The following is a 15,766-nucleotide window of genomic DNA, read 5'->3' on the forward strand; positions in this document are numbered from 1 at the left end:
CGCGACGGGCGGGGAACCGCCCCGGGCAACGCCGCTCCCGCCCCTTCGATGGTGCGCCTGCGTCAGCCGGCGTCCTGGCCCTCGGCCCGGGCGTCGTCCGCCTTCCGGTCCTCCAGCGGAGCCGACGGCTGCGCGTCGTGCAGGTTCCGCCGCATCCGGGCCAGGGCCCGGACCCCGCGCTCGCGTCTGCCGTGTACCCGCGGGTCGTCGGTGACCTCGTACCGCTTCACGTACGCGCCGAGGAAGGCTTGCAGGGTCGCCGTCGCCGGGATCGAGATCAGTGCGCCCACCGCGCCCATCAGGGCCGTGCCGGCGACGACCGAGCCGAAGGCGACGGCGGGGTGGATGTCCACGGTCTTGGCGGTGATCCGCGGCTGGAGGAGGTAGTTCTCGAACTGCTGGTAGATCACGACGAAGCCGAAGACCCACAGGGCGTACCAGGGATCGACGGTGAACGCGATCAGGACCGGCAGGGCGCCCGCGAGATAGGTCCCTATGGTCGGGATGAACTGGGAGACCAGGCCCACCCACATGCCCAGTGCCGGGGCATACGGGACCCCCAGGATCTCCAGCAGCACGTAGTGAGCGACGCCGGAGATCAGTGCCATCAGGCCGCGCGAGTAGAGGTATCCGCCGGTCTTGGCGACCGCGATCTCCCAGGCCCGCAGCACCTCCGTCTGGCGGTGCGGCGGCAGCACGGAGCACAGCGCGCGGCGCAGCCGGGGGCCGTCGGCGGCGAAGTAGAACGAGAACAGCGCCACCGTCAGCAGGTTGAACAGACTGCCCAGCACCGTCGCGGAGACGGCCAGCACGTTGTTGGCGCTGTCCGTGACGTACTTCTGGAGCCAGTCCGACTTGAGCAGGTTGTTCTGCACCTGGACCCGCGAGAGGTGGGTGTGCAGGGTGTTGTTGATCCAGCTGATCACGGAGTCCAAGTACTGCGGGAACTCCTCGACCATGTTGGCTATCTGGCCGGCGAGCATGGAGCCCAGCAGCGCGAAGAATCCGGCGGCGACGACGAGGATGCTCAGAAAGACCAGACCGGTGGCCAGCCCGCGCCGCATGCCCCGGGCCGCCATCCAGTCGACGGCCGGTTCGACGGCCAGCGCGAGGAAGAACGCGATCAGCACGTTCAGCAGCAGCGTGATCAGCTGGTGGAATCCCCAGGTGGCGAGCTGGTAGCAGGCCACCAGGGCGAGCGCGAGCACCATGGCGCGCGGCAGCCAGCGCGGCATCCGCGCATCGGACCGGTCCTGGGGAGGTGGGACGTCGTTGCTGGGGATCTCATCTGACTCGGGCACGAAGCCAAGTGTCGCGTACGGTCAGGACATTCCCGGTCCTGGGCCGTGCCCGGCCGTCCCCGCTCGACCCTCAGGCCCTCTTCCGCGCAGGTCAGAGCCCTGCGAAGGCCCCGTTCAGCGTCGGTCCGGCGGCACCTCCATGACCGCGCAGACCACCCGCCACACCTCCTTGGCGCTCCACCCCGCGTCCAGCGCCTCGTGCACGGTCCGGCCGCCGAGGCCGGACATCACATGATCGCGCGCGAAGGAGTCGGCATACGCCGCACCGAAGTGATCCGCCATCCGCTGCCAGAAGACCGTCAACCGCATGCCTTCAGTATCCCGCCCTGGGAGGGCAGCGGTCGCGAGCCGGTGCCACCAGGAGAAAACGGCCCTACGGTCAGCCCATGGCCGAAAACGTAAGCTCACTTTCGACTCCTCTGGCGCGAGCCGAGCGATTCGTCTGGCTGACCGCCCGGGTGCTCGAGCAGCGGCTCTTCGAGTACCACTTCCTCGGCGGCGGGGCCGACCCCGTGGAGACCGCGCTCGCCGCGTACCGCAACGACGACGACGGCTTCGGCCACGCCCTGGAGCCCGATCTTCGCGGCCCGGTCAGCCAGCCGCTGCACACCGCGCACGCCCTGAAGGTCCTCGATCTGATCGGGCGGTGCGACGGCCGCCAGGTGGAGCGGATCTGCCGCTATCTGACGAAGATCTCCACCCCGGAGGGCGCGCTGCCCGCGCTGCACCCTTCGCTGCGCGGCTATCCGTCCGCGCCCTGGATCCCGGTGGTCGACGATCCGCCGAGCGCCCTCCTGGCCACCGGTCCCGTGGTGGGTGTCCTGCACCGCAACGAGGTGTGGCACGCCTGGCTGTTCCGGGCCACGGACTACTGCTGGGCGGCCGTGGAGTCGATGGAGGAGACCCACCCGTACGAGGTCGAGGCGGCGGTGGCCTTCCTGGACGGCGCCCCGGACCGGCCGCGGGCCGCCGCGGCGGCGCAGCGGCTCGGCCGGCTCGTACGGGACCGGCGTCTGGTGCTGCTGGACCCGGACCAGGCCGCGGACGTCCCCGTGGCACCCGGGTACGCCCCCGGGGAGCACCACCTCGCCTACGACTTCGCGCCCGCGCCCGGCTCACTGGCCCGGGACTGGTTCACCGACGAGGAGATGGAGCGGGCCCTGGATCATCTCGTCGCGCTCCAGGAGGAGGACGGCGGCTGGCCGGTGAACTGGCGGGTGTGGGCACCCGGGACAGCGCTGGAGAGCCGTCCGATGGTGACGCTCAAGGCGTTGCTCACCCTCCGGGCGTACGGGCGCCGCCTCTAGGGCGTCCCGCCGCGCTCACCCTCCCAGGGCCCGCACCCCCGCGGTGACGGCCACGGCGACGCCGACGACCAGGAGGAACGGCGCCCGCAGGACGAGCGCGACGGCCGCGGCGGCCACCCCCGCGGCCTTGGCGTCGAGCATCAGGTGCCGGCCGTCGCTGAAGGTCTGCTGAGCGGTGAGCGCGGCCAGCAGAGCCACCGGCAGCAGCGCGGCCAGCCGTTTGACCAGCGGGCGCTCCAGCAGGCCGGCGGGGGCCGCCAGCCCGAGGTACTTGACCAGGTAGCAGCCGACGGCGGTGACGGCGATCGCGATCCAGACGTTCATGCCCGGTCCTCCTCGGTGGCGGGACGGTTCTCGGGGGTTCCGTCCGGGCGCGCGGGCGGCCCGTCGTGGCCAGCCCGGACGACGCCCGGCTCCGGTGCCGTCCCCCGCCCGCGGCGCCCCTGGACGAGGAGGACGGCGGGTGCGGCGAGCGCCGCGACCAGCACCGGTACACCGGTGGGCAGCAGCGGCAGCGTCACCATGACCAGCAGCACGGCGAGACCGGCCGCGACCCGCTCGACGGTCTCCTCGAGCATCGGCGCGAGCAGCGCCAGGAAGACCGCGGGGCCGGCCGCGTCCAGGCCCCAGGCCTCGGTGTCGCCGAGCGCCTCGGCGCCCAGGGCACCGGCGAGGGTGGTGAGGTTCCACAGGACGTAGAGGCTCAGCCCGGTGACGGTGAAGCCCAGCCGGGCGGTGCGCCGGTCGGGCTGGGCCAGGGTGACGGCCGAGGTTTCGTCGATGACCCAGTGGGCGGCGAACGGCTTGACCGTGGCCCGGTACCCGAGGACGGCGGACAGCCGCAGCCCGTAGAAGGCGTTACGGGCCCCCAGGAAGAACGCGCCGGCCGCGGCGGTGAGCGGGTTGCCGCCCGCCGCCAGCGCGCCGACCAGGGCGAACTGTGAGGCCCCGGTGAACACCAGCAGGCTGAGCGCGCAGGTCTGCAAGAGGCTGAGCCCGACGCCGGCCGAGGTTACGCCGAAGGCGAATCCGGAGAGGCCGACGGCGATGCCGACGCCGAGCGCGTCCCTGATGACGGCGGCGTCGGAGGTCGCGGGCGGTGCCGGCGGCGGTGGCGCGGCCCGCTCCGTGGTGCGTATCTCTGTCTGTTCTGGCACGCCCCGGACCTTAGGCTCCAGGACGGCCGCGGGTCTTGTACGTTCTTGCGCCCGGCGCACGCACCGCCCAGACCATGCACCGCACCGCCCGCACCGCCCTCGCGAGGCTCGCCCGCTCGCTCCCCCGCCCCTAGGCCGACCGCTCCCTCCGGTACGCGCCGGGCGGTACGCCGACGATCCGGGTGAAGTGCCGGTTCAGATGCGGCTGGTCGGTGAAGCCGACGGTGACGGCCGTATCGGCGGGCGTGCGGCCCGCCTCCAGGAGCTTGCGGGCCCGGCGCACCCGGGCGTCGGTGAGCCAGGTGTGCGGTGGCATGCCGTACGCGCTCTTGAAGGCCCGCAGCAGCGCGAACGGGCTGGTACCGAGCTCTTGAGCCAGCCGCTCCAGGGAGGGCGGGTCGGCCATCCGCTCTTCCAGGACGGTCCGGGCGCGGGCGGCGGTCCGGGCGCCCGCGGTGCGGGGCGTACGCGCCGGGAGCGGGCCTCCGTAGCGGCGCAGCAGGCGGGCGACGACGGTCCGCAGCAGGGTGTCGGCGGCCAGGGCATTGCCGGTCTCGGCGGCCCGGTGGATCTCGGTGATCAGGTGGCCGAGCTGTGGCTCCTCGGCGGTCGTGCGGTCGAAGCCCGGGGTGCCGCGCAGCGCCGTGGTCTCCCCGGCGATCTCGGCGACGAGCCCGTAGGACGGGTAGAGCGTGGCGTAGGTCCAGCCCTCGGGTGCGCCCGCCCGCGCGGTGTGCGCGACCTCCGGGTTGAGCATCATGATGCCCCCGTGGCCGACCCGGACGGTGCCCTGACGGAGCCCGACCTCCTCGATGCCGGAGGTCACCACGCAGACCACATAGCCGTCGTGCGCGTGGCGGGGGAAGGAGTGCCGGACATAGCGGGCGCGCAGCAGGTCGAGGCCGGGCAGCCCGTCGTAGCGCCAGTGCCGCGCCCACTCGCCGCGTGCCCGCGGCACGGCCGCCGCGCCGGGCCCGGCGTCGGCCGCGCTCTCCCCGCTGACCATGACCATGCCGCCATTCTGCGTCCGCCGGACGGCGGCCGGCCCGCCCGTCCGAAGCGTGGACGGCCGCAAAAGGCCCGGTCGGCGGCGGTGGGCGCGGCGCGCGGGTCCGCGTTGTCAGTGGTCCGGTGCACGATGGGGGACATGGCCGAGGCAGCGTTCGAGACGTTCTCCCCCGCGACCCGCGGTTGGTTCGCCGGGGCCTTCAGCGCGCCCACGGCCGCGCAGGAGGGTGCCTGGCGGGCGATCGGCGCGGGCTCCGATGTCCTCGTGGTGGCGCCGACGGGTTCGGGCAAGACGCTCGCCGCCTTCCTCGCGTCGCTGGACGCGCTGGCGAGCACCCCGCCGCCCGCCGAGCCGAAGAAGCGCTGCCGGGTGTTGTACGTCTCCCCGCTGAAGGCGCTGGCCGTCGATGTCGAGCGCAATCTGCGCAGTCCGCTGACGGGCATCCGCCAGGAGTCGGTCCGTCTCGGGCTGCCGGAGCCGGACATCACGGTCGGCATCCGCTCCGGGGACACCCCGCCCGCCGAGCGCCGGTCGATCGCCAACCGCCCGCCGGACATCCTCATCACGACCCCCGAGTCGCTGTTCCTGATGCTGACGTCCTCGGCCCGGGAGGCGCTGGCGGGCGTCGAGACGGTGATCCTGGACGAGGTCCATGCGGTGGCCGGCACGAAGCGCGGGGCGCATCTGGCGCTGTCCCTGGAGCGACTGGACGAGCTTCTGGCCCGCCCGGCGCGACGGATCGGGCTGTCGGCGACGGTCCGCCCGGTGGAGGAGGTGGCCCGCTATCTGTCGCCGCGGCGCCGGGTGGAGATCGTCCAGCCGCCGTCCGGGAAGCGCTTCGACCTCTCGGTGGTCGTCCCGGTGGAGGACATGGGCGAGCTGGGCGGCTCGCCCGTCCAGGAGGGCGACACCGGTGAGAAGCCGTCCATCTGGCCGCAGGTCGAGGAGAAGATCGCCGATCTCGTCCAGGCCCATCGCTCCACGATCGTCTTCGCCAACTCCCGCCGTCTGGCGGAGCGTCTGTGCAACCGCCTCAATGAGATCGCCTACGAGCGGACCACGGGCGAGGCGCTCCCGGAACACCACTCCCCCGCCGAGCTGATGGCCGAGGCCGGGGCCGCCAAGGGCGCACCGGCGGTGCTGGCCCGTGCCCACCACGGTTCCGTGTCCAAGGAGCAACGCGCCCAGGTGGAGGAGGACTTGAAGGCGGGCCGGCTGCCGGCCGTGGTCGCCACCTCCAGTCTGGAGCTGGGCATCGACATGGGCGCGGTCGATCTGGTCGTCCAGGTGGAGTCGCCGCCTTCGGTCGCATCCGGGCTCCAGCGCGTCGGACGGGCCGGGCATCAGGTCGGCGCGGTCTCGACGGGCATCGTCTTTCCCAAGTACCGCGGCGATCTGGTGCAGGCCGCCGTGGTGACGGAGCGGATGCGCTCCGGCGCCATCGAGGCGCTGCGGGTGCCGGCCAATCCGCTGGACGTGCTCGCCCAGCAGCTCGTCGCCATGGCCGCGATGGACACCTGGGACGTCGAGGAGCTGCTGGCCCTGGTCCGGCGGGCCGCCCCGTTCGCCGCGCTTCCCGAGTCGGCGTTCACGGCCGTGCTGGACATGCTCGCCGGCCGCTATCCGTCCGATGCCTTCGCCGAGCTGCGGCCGCGCCTGGTGTGGGACCGCGTCGCACACACCGTCGCGGGCCGCCCCGGGGCCCAGCGGCTGGCCGTCACCTCCGGTGGCACGATCCCCGACCGCGGCCTGTTCGGGGTGTTCCTGGCGGGCGGCGACTCCGGGAAGGGCGGCGGGCGCCGGGTCGGAGAGCTCGACGAGGAGATGGTCTACGAGTCCCGCGTCGGCGATGTCTTCACGCTCGGCACGACGTCCTGGCGCATCGAGGACATCACCCGCGACCGGGTGCTGGTCACTCCCGCCCCCGGGGTGCCGGGGCGGCTGCCCTTCTGGAAGGGCGACCAGCTGGGCCGCCCCCTGGAACTGGGCCGCGCGCTCGGCGCGTTCCTCCGCGAGATCGGCTCGCTCGCGCCGGAGGACGCCGGGGCCCGGCTGTCCGCCGCCGGGCTGGACGACTGGGCGGTGGCCAATGTGCTGAGCTATCTCGCCGAGCAGAAGCAGGCCTGCGGCCATGTCCCCGATGACCGCACGATCGTCGTGGAGCGCTTCCGCGACGAGCTGGGCGACTGGCGGGTGGTCATCCACTCCCCGTTCGGCGCGCAGGTGCACGCCCCCTGGGCGCTGGCCCTCGGCGCCCGCCTCGCCGAGCGCCACGGCATGGACGCCCAGGTGATGCATGCCGACGACGGCATCGTGCTGCGGCTGCCCGACGCCGAACTGATGGGCCTCGATCTCCTCGACGGCGACGGCGCCTTCGACCCGTTGGCCGGCCCGGCCGGCCATGGCGCGGAGTACGACCCCGAGCAGTCCCCCGTGGGCGCCGCCGATGTCGCCTTCGACCAGGGCGAGGTCGACCAGCTCGTCACGGACCAGGTCGGCGGCTCCGCGCTGTTCGCCTCCCGGTTCCGGGAATGTGCCGCCCGTGCCCTGCTGCTGCCGCGGCGCAGCCCCGGCAAGCGCACCCCGTTGTGGCAGCAGCGCCAGCGGGCCTCCCAGCTCCTCCAGGTGGCGAGCGAGTTCGGCTCCTTCCCGATCGTGCTGGAGGCCGTCCGCGAATGCCTTCAGGACGTCTTCGACGTCCCGGGCCTGGCGGAGCTGATGGGGGACATCGAGGCCCGCCGGGTCCGCCTGGTGGAGGTCACCACCCCCGAGCCGTCACCGTTCGCCCGGTCGCTGCTCTTCGGCTATGTCGCCCAGTTCCTGTACGAGGGCGACTCCCCGCTCGCCGAGCGCCGCGCCGCCGCCCTCTCCCTGGACTCCCGGCTGCTCGCCGAGCTGCTCGGCCAGGCCGAGCTGCGCGAGCTGCTGGATGCCGAGGTGCTGGCCGAGCTGGAGCGCGAGCTCCAGTGGCGTACGGACGACCGGCGGGTCAAGGACGTCGAGGGCGTCGCCGACGTCCTGCGGCTGCTGGGGCCGCTGACCGATGCCGAGCTGGCCGAGCGCGGCGCGGACCCGGCCTGGCCCCGGGAGCTGGCCGCCACCCGCCGGGCCCTCTCGGTACGGATCGCCGGCGCCGACCACTGGGCCGCCGTCGAGGACGCCGGCCGGCTCCGTGACGCGCTGGGCACCGCGCTGCCGGTCGGTGTCCCGGAGTCGTTCACCGAACCGGTCAAGGACCCGCTCGGCGATCTGCTGTCCCGTTACGCCCGCACCCACGGCCCGTTCACCTCCGAGCAGGCCGCCGCCCGCTTCGGCCTCGGTACAGCCGTCGCCGACGGGGCGCTCCAGCGTCTGGCCGCCGCCGGCCGGGTGGTCCAGGGCGAGTTCCACCCCGCGGGCATCGGCCAGGAGTGGTGTGACGCCCAGGTGCTGCGCAGGCTGCGCCGCCGCTCCCTGGCCGCGCTGCGCGAGGAGCTGGAGCCGGTGCCGCCCGCCGCGCTCGCCGCCTTCCTCCCCCAGTGGCAGCACGTCGGCGCACCGCGCCCGGCGCCGGCCGGCGGTATGTCCGCGCCCCTTGGCGGCGCCTCGCACAGCCTGCGCGGCATCGACGGTCTGGTGCGCGCCATCGAGCAGCTCCAGGGCGCCCCGGTACCCGCCTCCGCCCTGGAAAAGCTGGTGCTGCCGTCCCGTGTCGGCGGCTACAGTCCCGCCCTGCTGGATGAACTCACCGCCACCGGTGAGGTGTTGTGGGCCGGCGCCGGCGCGCTCCCCGGCAAGGACGGCTGGCTCTCGCTCCATCTCGCCGACTCCGCCCCGCTGCTGCTCCCGCCACCGCTCCCGCTGGAACTGACCGCGCTGCACGAGTCGTTGCTGACCGCCCTCGCCCCCGGTTACGGGCTGTTCTTCCGCCAGCTCGCCGACCAGGTCCGCGCCACCACCCATCCGGAAGCCACCGATCCGCAGCTGGCCGACGCGCTGTGGGACCTGGCCTGGTCGGGCCGGCTGACCAACGACACCCTCGCCCCGCTGCGCGCCCTTCTCGGCTCGGGCCGTACGGCCGGCTCGACCGCCCATCGTGCCCGCCGCGCCGTCCCCCGGGGCCGGTACGGCTCGCTGACCGCGGCCCCGGGCCGCGGCGGCCGGCCCACCGCCTCCCGCTCCGGCCCGCCGACAGTGGGTGGCCGCTGGTCGCTGCTGCCCACCACCGAGCCGGACCCCACCCACCGCGCCCACGCCCTGGCCCGTGCGCTGCTGGACCGGCACGGCGTCGTCACCCGGGGCGCGGTCGCCGCCGAGGGCGTCGAGGGCGGGTTCTCCGCCGCGTACCGGGTACTGGCCGCCTTCGAGGAGTCCGGTCAGGCCCGTCGCGGCTATGTGGTGGAGGGGCTGGGCGCGGCCCAGTTCGCGATGGACGGGGCGGTGGACCGGCTGCGCGCGGTCAGCACCCAGCGGGAGCGCACCGCCGATGCCGCGCTGCCGGAGAGCGGCCCGGCGCAGTCCCGGCGCGGCGGCCCGCAGCGCGCCGTGGTCCTGGCCGCCGCCGACCCCGCCAACGCCTACGGCGCCGCCCTGTCCTGGCCCGAGCCGCCCGAGGGCTCTACCCACAAGCCCGGCCGCAAGGCGGGCTCCCTGGTGGTCCTCGTCGACGGCGAGCTGACGCTCTACATGGAGCGCGGCGGCAAGACCCTGCTCATCTGGCCGCTCGGCCCCGCACCGGACGGGCCCGCCACGGCCCCCCGCCTCCAGCTCGCCGTCGAGGCCCTCACGGACGCCGCCCGCGCCGGCGCCCTGGGCACGATCACCACCGAACGCATCAACGGCGTCGCGGCCCTCACCTCCCCCTACGCCGTCACCCTGGAGTCCGCCGGCTTCCACCCCACCCCACGGGGACTGCGCCTGCGCGGATGACACCAGCGGCGCCCCGCGCAAGGCCCGCCCCACTGGCCGAAGGCTCCCGGCATGATGGTGGCATGCCCGAAGGTGACACCGTCTGGCGCGTGGCCCAGCGGCTCCACGACGCACTGACCGGCGGTCCGCTGACCCGCTGCGACCTTCGCATGCCCCGGCTGGCGGCGGTGGACCTGACCGGCCGCGGGGTGCTGGGCGTCGTCCCCCGCGGCAAGCACCTCCTCACCCGCTTCGAGGGCGGTCTGACCCTGCACTCCCATCTGCGGATGGACGGCGCATGGCAGATCTACGCCCCGGCCGAGCACTGGCGCGGCGGCCCCGCCCACCAGATCCGGGCGATCCTCGGCACCGCGGACCACACCGCCGTCGGCTACCGCCTCCCCGTGCTCGACCTGCTGCGCACCGCCGACGAGCCCCGGGTCGTCGGCCATCTGGGACCCGATCTCCTCGGCCCCGACTGGGACCCCGCCGAAGCGCTGCGCAGGCTGCTCGCCGACCCGGAGCGCCCCCTCGGCGAGGCCCTGCTCGACCAGCGCAATCTCGCCGGCCTCGGCAATGTCTACAAATGCGAGCTGTGCTTCCTGCTGCACGCCTCGCCCTGGCTCCCCATAGGGGCACTCCCCCGGCCGGAGCGCGTGCCCACGCTCGCCAAGAAGCTCCTGGAGGCCAACAAGCGACGCCCCGCCCGTATCACCACACCCAGTGCCCGCCCCGACCGACGGCTGTGGGTCTACGGCCGGGCCGGCCGCCCCTGTCTGCGCTGCGGCACCGGGATCCGCACCGGCGAACAGGACCCCACCGCCGAGGAACGCGTCACCTACTGGTGCCCCACCTGCCAGGCGGACCCACGGGGCCGCCGCCCCGCCGGCTGACCCGAAGCATCTCCCCCGCACGCCAATTGACGCCCCGTCAGATCTCTCCCTACCCTCGTCCCATGCCTCTCACGGCGTACGACCTCACGGGCCGCACCGCGCTGGTCACGGGCGCGGCGAGCGGCATCGGCCGCGCCACCGCCACCCTCCTCGCCGAAGCCGGAGCCACCGTCCACTGCGCCGACCTCGACGCACCGGGCGCGCAGGCGACCGCCGCGGCCATCACCGCGGCAGCGGGCTCCGCGCACGCCCATCAGCTCGATGTCACCCGGCGCGAGCAGGTCGCCGCGGTCGTCGACGCCGCCCGCAGCGCCACCGGCCGGCTCGACGTGATGGCGAATATCGCCGGAATCATGCACTCCGCCCCCGTGCTGGAGACCAAGGACGCGGATCTGGACCGGGTCTGGAACACCAACTTCAAGGGTGTGCTGTACGGCTGCCAGGAGGCCGCGCGCGCCATGATCGCCACCGCCACCCGGGGCTCCCTGGTGAACATGGCCTCCGGCGCGATCGACACCGGCGCCCCTGGCCTGCTCTCCTACGGCGCCGCCAAGGCCGCCGTCGTCCAGCTCACCAAGACCCTGGCCACCGAGGTCGGCCGGCACGGCATCCGCGTCAACGCCGTCGCCCCGGGCTGGGTCCGTACGGCGATGACCGACCGCCACACCGCGGAGGCGCAGCAACAGGCGGAGGGACCGATGATCCGGATGTCGCCCCTGGGGAGGGTGGGAGAGCCCGAAGACGTCGCCCACACCGTGCTGCACCTGGCGTCGGACGCCTCGTCCTTCATGACCGGCCAGGTCCTCCGCCCGAACGGCGGCGTCGCCATGCCCTGGTGACCGCCCTCCGGCGCTCCCGGACCCGCCGGGCCGCCCGCGCCATGGTGCGATGGCAGAGACCGTCCTTCCGGCTTGCCCTCGGCACGCAGTGCACCGGCAGCAGACTCAGCCCCCAGCCGCCCACCAGCACGGCCCCCTCGACCACCCCCGCCGACTGCGGCCACACCACCAGCCGGACCGCGGCCCACCACCACAGCCCCCCGGCGACGACCCCGGAGAGGGCGACGGCCGCGGATATCCGGCGCCCCGGCACGGTACGCGGACGCCGTCCGGCCGGTCCGCGGGCCGCGAAGTCACGCCACCCCATGGCTGCCTCCTCCGGCCGACGCTAGACGGGTCCCGCCGCCCGGCGGGAGGGCGCACCGGGGCATTTCCGGCGCGCGGCCGGCCCCGCAAGCCCCGGAACGGCCCTCGGCGCCGCCGGCCCCGTCAGGCACACCCGGGAGCCCGGAGCCTCAGCGCACGCCGCCGTCCGTCACTGGGCCTCGGCCTGGAACATCCAGTGGTGCTTCTCCAGGTCGACGGTCAGCCCGATCAGGATGTCCTGACTGACCGGATCCGCCTCCGCGGTGGCGAGGATCCGCTCGCGCATCCGGCCGATGACCGCGCCCAGCGCCTCCACCATCGCCCGCACCACATCGCCGTCCTTGATCCAGCCGTCCTTGACCTCGCCGATGCCGCTGGTCTTGGCGACCGTGACCGCCCGCCCGTCAGGGGACACCCCGATCGCCGCCGCCCGCTCGGCCACCGTGTCGGCGTGCTGCCGCCCGCTGGCGACCACCTCGTCGAGCTGGAGATGTACGGAGCGGAAGCGCGGACCGATGACGTTCCAGTGCACCTGCTTCGCGACGAGGGAGAGATCCACCAGGTCGACGAGGGCTCCCTGGAGGGCGTTGCCGACGATGCCGCGGTCCCCGTCGGAGAGTGTGCTCTTGACGACAGACATCCAGATACTCCTGTTCGGGCGATATATCCGATTTGGCCATCGTATAAATGAATCGCCCGTTCCGAGCTGCCCGGACGGTCCGGCCGAGCGCCCGCCGGCGCCCGGATTCACCGCGCGCCCCCGCCCCCGTACGGGCAGCACAAAGCCCCGGCAGGCTGCGCCTACCAGGGCTTCGATGCGTACGAACAGGGGTGTCAGGCCGCGACGACATCCACGACGTCTGCCGGGGACTTGATGGTCACGCGGTCCTCCGGCACACCGGCCAGGGACGTGACGGACACCGAATTGAGCTTCGGCCGCACCGGTGCGGGCACCGGGTCGCTCGCGGCCGCGGACGCTGCCAGCTCGGCGAGCGCCAGCTCATCGCTGACCTCCCGCATGAGCTCGGACATCCGCACATCCAGCGCGTCACAGATCGACGAGAGCAGCTCGGAGGAAGCCTCCTTCTGCCCCCTCTCCACCTCGGACAAATAGCCGAGCGATACCCGGGCGGAGGAAGAGACCTCGCGCAGGGTTCGGCCCTGGCGCTGACGCTGTCGGCGCAGCACGTCACCCAGCAGGCGACGAAGCAGAATCATCGCTGGCTCCCTCCTCGGACCTCGGATCCGGATCCTTCTCGCCCCACCGTACCGCCTCGGGCGGTACCAGTGCCGGGCGCAAGTACGTGTTCACTCAGGGCTGCAAACATCCATTCCCCCCGTGTTGTTCCGTATCCTGTGCCCGCGTATTTTCTGTCAGTTCGCTCAACAACAGTGCGAGCACGGCGCGAATGGTGTCCTGGCGGATCCGGTCACGGTCCCCCGCCAGCGACAGCCGGCGCACCGCTCCTGCACCGTCCGGTCCCTGCACGGCCACGAAAACGGTGCCCACCGGATGCCCGTCCTGCGGATCGGGGCCGGCCACACCCGTGGTGGCCAGGCCCCAGTCGGCGCCCAGCACCCGCCGCGCACCGCTCGCCATCTGCCGGGCGACCTCGCCGTCCACGGCACCGCGCCCGGCCAGCAGGGCGCCGTCCACGCCCAGCACGTCCCGCTTGACCTCGGTCGCATACGCCGTGACCGAGCCGCGGACCACCCGCGAGGCCCCCGGGACCGCGGTCAGCGCGCCGGCCACCAGGCCGCCGGTCAGCGATTCGGCCACGGCCAGGCTCTGTCCGCGCCCGGCGAGCATCTCCAGCGCCTCGGCAGCGGCAGAACCCGGCCCGCTCACGGGGCCGCGTCCTGCTCGGCGCGCACCGCCCGCTCCCGGGCCAGCCCGGCCCGGCGCAGCACCACGGCCTGCCGGACGTAGTCGAGGCCGGTCACGACGGTCAGCGCCACCGCCACCGCCATCACCCACCAGCGGAAGGTGGCCAGCGGACCGGTCAGCACCAGGACGTACATCCCGACCGCGGTGCCCTGCGCCAATGTCTTGATTTTGCCGCCACGACTGGCCGGAATGACACCGTGCTTGATCACCCAGAACCGCATCAGCGTGATGCCGAGCTCCCGGAAGAGGATCACTCCGGTCACCCACCAGGGCAGATCACCCAGCACCGACAGACAGATCAGCGCGGCACCCATGATCGCCTTGTCCGCGATCGGGTCGGCGATCTTGCCGAAGTCGGTGACCAGGTTGTACGCCCGCGCCAGATGCCCATCGAACACGTCGGTGATCATGGCGACGGCGAACGCGGCCCAGGCGAAGACGCGCCAGACCGGATCCGTACCGTCGTCGTGCATCAGCAGCAGCACGAAGGCCGGGACCAGCACCAGCCGCAGCATCGTCAGGACGTTGGCGATGTTCCACAGCCCGGCCTGCCGGACGACCGGCGCCGTGCGCGGGCCGCCAGCTGCGGATGCCGGGACTCCGGTCATCTGCCCGCCTCCTCGGTACACCCCGTGCCCTCCACCGACAGCACCTCCGCGACGAGGTCCACGCCCTCGCTCGCCACCACCTTTGCTTCGACCATACGACCGGGCTCCAGTTCCCGGTCGGTCGACAGCAGAGTGACGCCATCGGTCTCCGGGGCCTGGTGCGCGGCCCGCCCGACGACACCGTCCTCGTCGTCGGTCCGGTCGACCAGCACCCGCACCGTCTCACCGATCCGCTCCTCGGCGCGCTGCGCGGTCAGCTCCTCGGCCAGCCGGGAGACCCGCGCCAGCCGCTCGGCGACCACGTCCGGGTCGACCTTGTCCTCGTACGAGGCGGCCTCGGTGCCGTCCTCGTCGGAGTAGCCGAAGATGCCGATGGCATCGAGCCGGGCCTCGGTGATGAAGCGCTCCAGCTCCGCGAGGTCGCTCTCGCTCTCGCCGGGGAAGCCGACGATGAAGTTGGAGCGGGCTCCGGCCTGCGGCGCCTTGGTGCGGATCGTCTCCAGCAGCTCCAGGAAGCTGTCGGTGCCGCCGAAGCGCCGCATCGCGCGCAGCACACCGGGCGCCGAGTGCTGGAAGGACAGATCGAAGTAGGGCGCGACTTTGTCGGTGCCGGTCAGCACGTCGATCAGGCCGGGCCGCATCTCCGCGGGCTGGAGGTAGCTGACCCGGATCCGCTCGATGCCGTCGACGGCCGCCAGCTCCGGCAGCAGCGTCTCCAGCAGGCGGATGTCGCCGAGGTCCTTGCCGTAGGAGGTGTTGTTCTCGGAGACCAGCATGATCTCCTTGACGCCCTCACCGGCCAGCCAGCGCGTCTCCCCGAGCACATCGGAGGGCCGGCGCGAGATGAAGGAGCCGCGGAAGGACGGGATGGCGCAGAACGAGCAGCGCCGGTCGCAGCCGGAGGCCAGCTTCACCGAGGCGACGGGGCTCGTGTCCAGGCGGCGGCGCAGCGGCGCCCGCGGTCCGGAGGCGGGCGCGATGCCCTCCGGCAGATCCTCGAGCGGGGTGTCCTGGGCGTGGCCGGGCAGCGCGACCGCGGTGGCGTCCTGGCGCTCGGCCGGGCTGATCGGCAGCAGCTTGCGGCGGTCGCGCGGCGCGTGGGCCTCGACGTTTCCGCCGCTCAGGATGGTCTGGAGCCGGCCGGAGATATCGCTGTAGTCGTCGAAGCCGAGCACCCCGTCCGCCTCGGGCAGCGCCTCGGCGAGCTCCTTGCCGTAGCGCTCGGCCATGCAGCCGACGGCCACCACGGCCTGGGTTCTGCCATGATCCTTCAGATCGTTGGCTTCCAGCAGGGCATCAACGGAGTCCTTCTTGGCGGCCTCGACGAAACCACAGGTGTTGACGACGGCGACATCGGCATCGGCGGCTTCCTCGACGAGCTCCCAGCCGTCCGCTGCCAGGCGGCCTGCGAGCTCCTCCGAGTCCACCTCGTTACGGGCGCAGCCAAGAGTGACAAGGGCGACGGTACGGCGTTCGGGCATAGGGCTCAGCCTACTTTGTCCCGGCCACCCCCTTGGCGCGCAGGTCTCCGCCGCCGGTCCCGGGCTCCAGGGCCGGGCGGCGGACGCCCC

General features: G+C 73.4%; 14 protein-coding genes. 4 read left to right on the forward strand and 10 right to left on the reverse strand.

Features of this window, described 5'->3' with window-relative positions:
* Nucleotides 1–62: 62 nt before the first annotated feature.
* Complete coding sequence (locus AC3EUV_RS25080) at nucleotides 63–1,301, reverse strand: AI-2E family transporter (RefSeq protein WP_432143980.1); 1,239 nt, start codon at nucleotides 1,299–1,301, stop codon at nucleotides 63–65.
* Between the two features lie 114 nt (nucleotides 1,302–1,415).
* Nucleotides 1,416–1,610, reverse strand: coding sequence for a DUF3046 domain-containing protein (locus tag AC3EUV_RS25085; RefSeq protein ID WP_432143981.1), 195 nt, complete (start codon nucleotides 1,608–1,610; stop codon nucleotides 1,416–1,418).
* 77 nt (nucleotides 1,611–1,687) lie between these two features.
* On the opposite strand from AC3EUV_RS25085, the gene AC3EUV_RS25090 reads away from it, so the two are divergent.
* Nucleotides 1,688–2,608 carry a hypothetical protein gene (locus tag AC3EUV_RS25090; RefSeq protein WP_432143982.1) on the forward strand — a complete coding sequence of 307 codons (921 nt, stop codon included), beginning with the start codon at nucleotides 1,688–1,690 and terminating at the stop codon, nucleotides 2,606–2,608.
* A 15-nt stretch (nucleotides 2,609–2,623) separates the two neighbouring features.
* On the opposite strand, the gene AC3EUV_RS25095 is transcribed toward AC3EUV_RS25090, so the two are convergent.
* The 3 genes from AC3EUV_RS25095 to AC3EUV_RS25105 all read right to left on the reverse strand — a co-directional run bounded on the left by AC3EUV_RS25095 (nucleotide 2,624) and on the right by AC3EUV_RS25105 (nucleotide 4,777).
* Nucleotides 2,624–2,932, reverse strand: coding sequence for an AzlD domain-containing protein (locus AC3EUV_RS25095; RefSeq protein ID WP_085925237.1), 309 nt, complete (start codon nucleotides 2,930–2,932; stop codon nucleotides 2,624–2,626).
* On the reverse strand, nucleotides 2,929–3,765 hold the full coding sequence (locus AC3EUV_RS25100; protein WP_432143983.1) for an AzlC family ABC transporter permease: 837 nt from the start codon (nucleotides 3,763–3,765) through the stop codon (nucleotides 2,929–2,931). Before AC3EUV_RS25100 ends, AC3EUV_RS25095 begins: the two co-directional genes overlap by 4 nt.
* A gap of 130 nt (nucleotides 3,766–3,895) precedes the next feature.
* Nucleotides 3,896–4,777, reverse strand: a complete 882-nt coding sequence (locus AC3EUV_RS25105) for a helix-turn-helix transcriptional regulator (RefSeq protein WP_432143984.1) — start codon at nucleotides 4,775–4,777, stop codon at nucleotides 3,896–3,898.
* A 135-nt stretch (nucleotides 4,778–4,912) separates the two neighbouring features.
* On the opposite strand from AC3EUV_RS25105, the gene AC3EUV_RS25110 reads away from it, so the two are divergent.
* From AC3EUV_RS25110 to AC3EUV_RS25120, 3 genes are all read left to right on the forward strand, one after another.
* Complete coding sequence (locus tag AC3EUV_RS25110) at nucleotides 4,913–9,682, forward strand: Lhr family helicase (RefSeq protein ID WP_432143985.1); 4,770 nt, start codon at nucleotides 4,913–4,915, stop codon at nucleotides 9,680–9,682.
* A 62-nt stretch (nucleotides 9,683–9,744) separates the two neighbouring features.
* Nucleotides 9,745–10,554, forward strand: coding sequence for an Fpg/Nei family DNA glycosylase (locus tag AC3EUV_RS25115; protein ID WP_432143986.1), 810 nt, complete (start codon nucleotides 9,745–9,747; stop codon nucleotides 10,552–10,554).
* A 62-nt stretch (nucleotides 10,555–10,616) separates the two neighbouring features.
* The gene (locus tag AC3EUV_RS25120; protein WP_435603948.1) at nucleotides 10,617–11,393 is read left to right on the forward strand and encodes an SDR family NAD(P)-dependent oxidoreductase; all 777 of its coding nucleotides are present in this window, start codon (nucleotides 10,617–10,619) and stop codon (nucleotides 11,391–11,393) included.
* Between the two features lie 475 nt (nucleotides 11,394–11,868).
* Here the strand turns inward: AC3EUV_RS25120 and AC3EUV_RS25125 are convergent, their stop codons facing one another.
* From AC3EUV_RS25125 to rimO, 5 genes are all read right to left on the reverse strand, one after another.
* Nucleotides 11,869–12,339 carry a Dps family protein gene (locus AC3EUV_RS25125; RefSeq protein WP_435603949.1) on the reverse strand — a complete coding sequence of 157 codons (471 nt, stop codon included), beginning with the start codon at nucleotides 12,337–12,339 and terminating at the stop codon, nucleotides 11,869–11,871.
* A 194-nt stretch (nucleotides 12,340–12,533) separates the two neighbouring features.
* Nucleotides 12,534–12,917, reverse strand: a complete 384-nt coding sequence (locus AC3EUV_RS25130) for a helix-turn-helix domain-containing protein (RefSeq protein WP_018092941.1) — start codon at nucleotides 12,915–12,917, stop codon at nucleotides 12,534–12,536.
* Between the two features lie 94 nt (nucleotides 12,918–13,011).
* Nucleotides 13,012–13,548: a CinA family protein gene (locus AC3EUV_RS25135; protein WP_432143988.1), complete on the reverse strand. Its 537-nt coding sequence runs from the start codon at nucleotides 13,546–13,548 to the stop codon at nucleotides 13,012–13,014.
* Nucleotides 13,545–14,195 carry a CDP-diacylglycerol--glycerol-3-phosphate 3-phosphatidyltransferase gene (gene pgsA / locus AC3EUV_RS25140; RefSeq protein WP_432143989.1) on the reverse strand — a complete coding sequence of 217 codons (651 nt, stop codon included), beginning with the start codon at nucleotides 14,193–14,195 and terminating at the stop codon, nucleotides 13,545–13,547. The genes AC3EUV_RS25135 and pgsA overlap by 4 nt, the downstream gene beginning before the upstream one ends.
* Nucleotides 14,192–15,676, reverse strand: a complete 1,485-nt coding sequence (gene rimO / locus AC3EUV_RS25145) for a 30S ribosomal protein S12 methylthiotransferase RimO (RefSeq protein ID WP_435603950.1) — start codon at nucleotides 15,674–15,676, stop codon at nucleotides 14,192–14,194. The genes pgsA and rimO overlap by 4 nt, the downstream gene beginning before the upstream one ends.
* Nucleotides 15,677–15,766: the final 90 nt, after the last annotated feature.

Source organism: Streptomyces sp. bgisy130 (assembly GCF_057708345.1).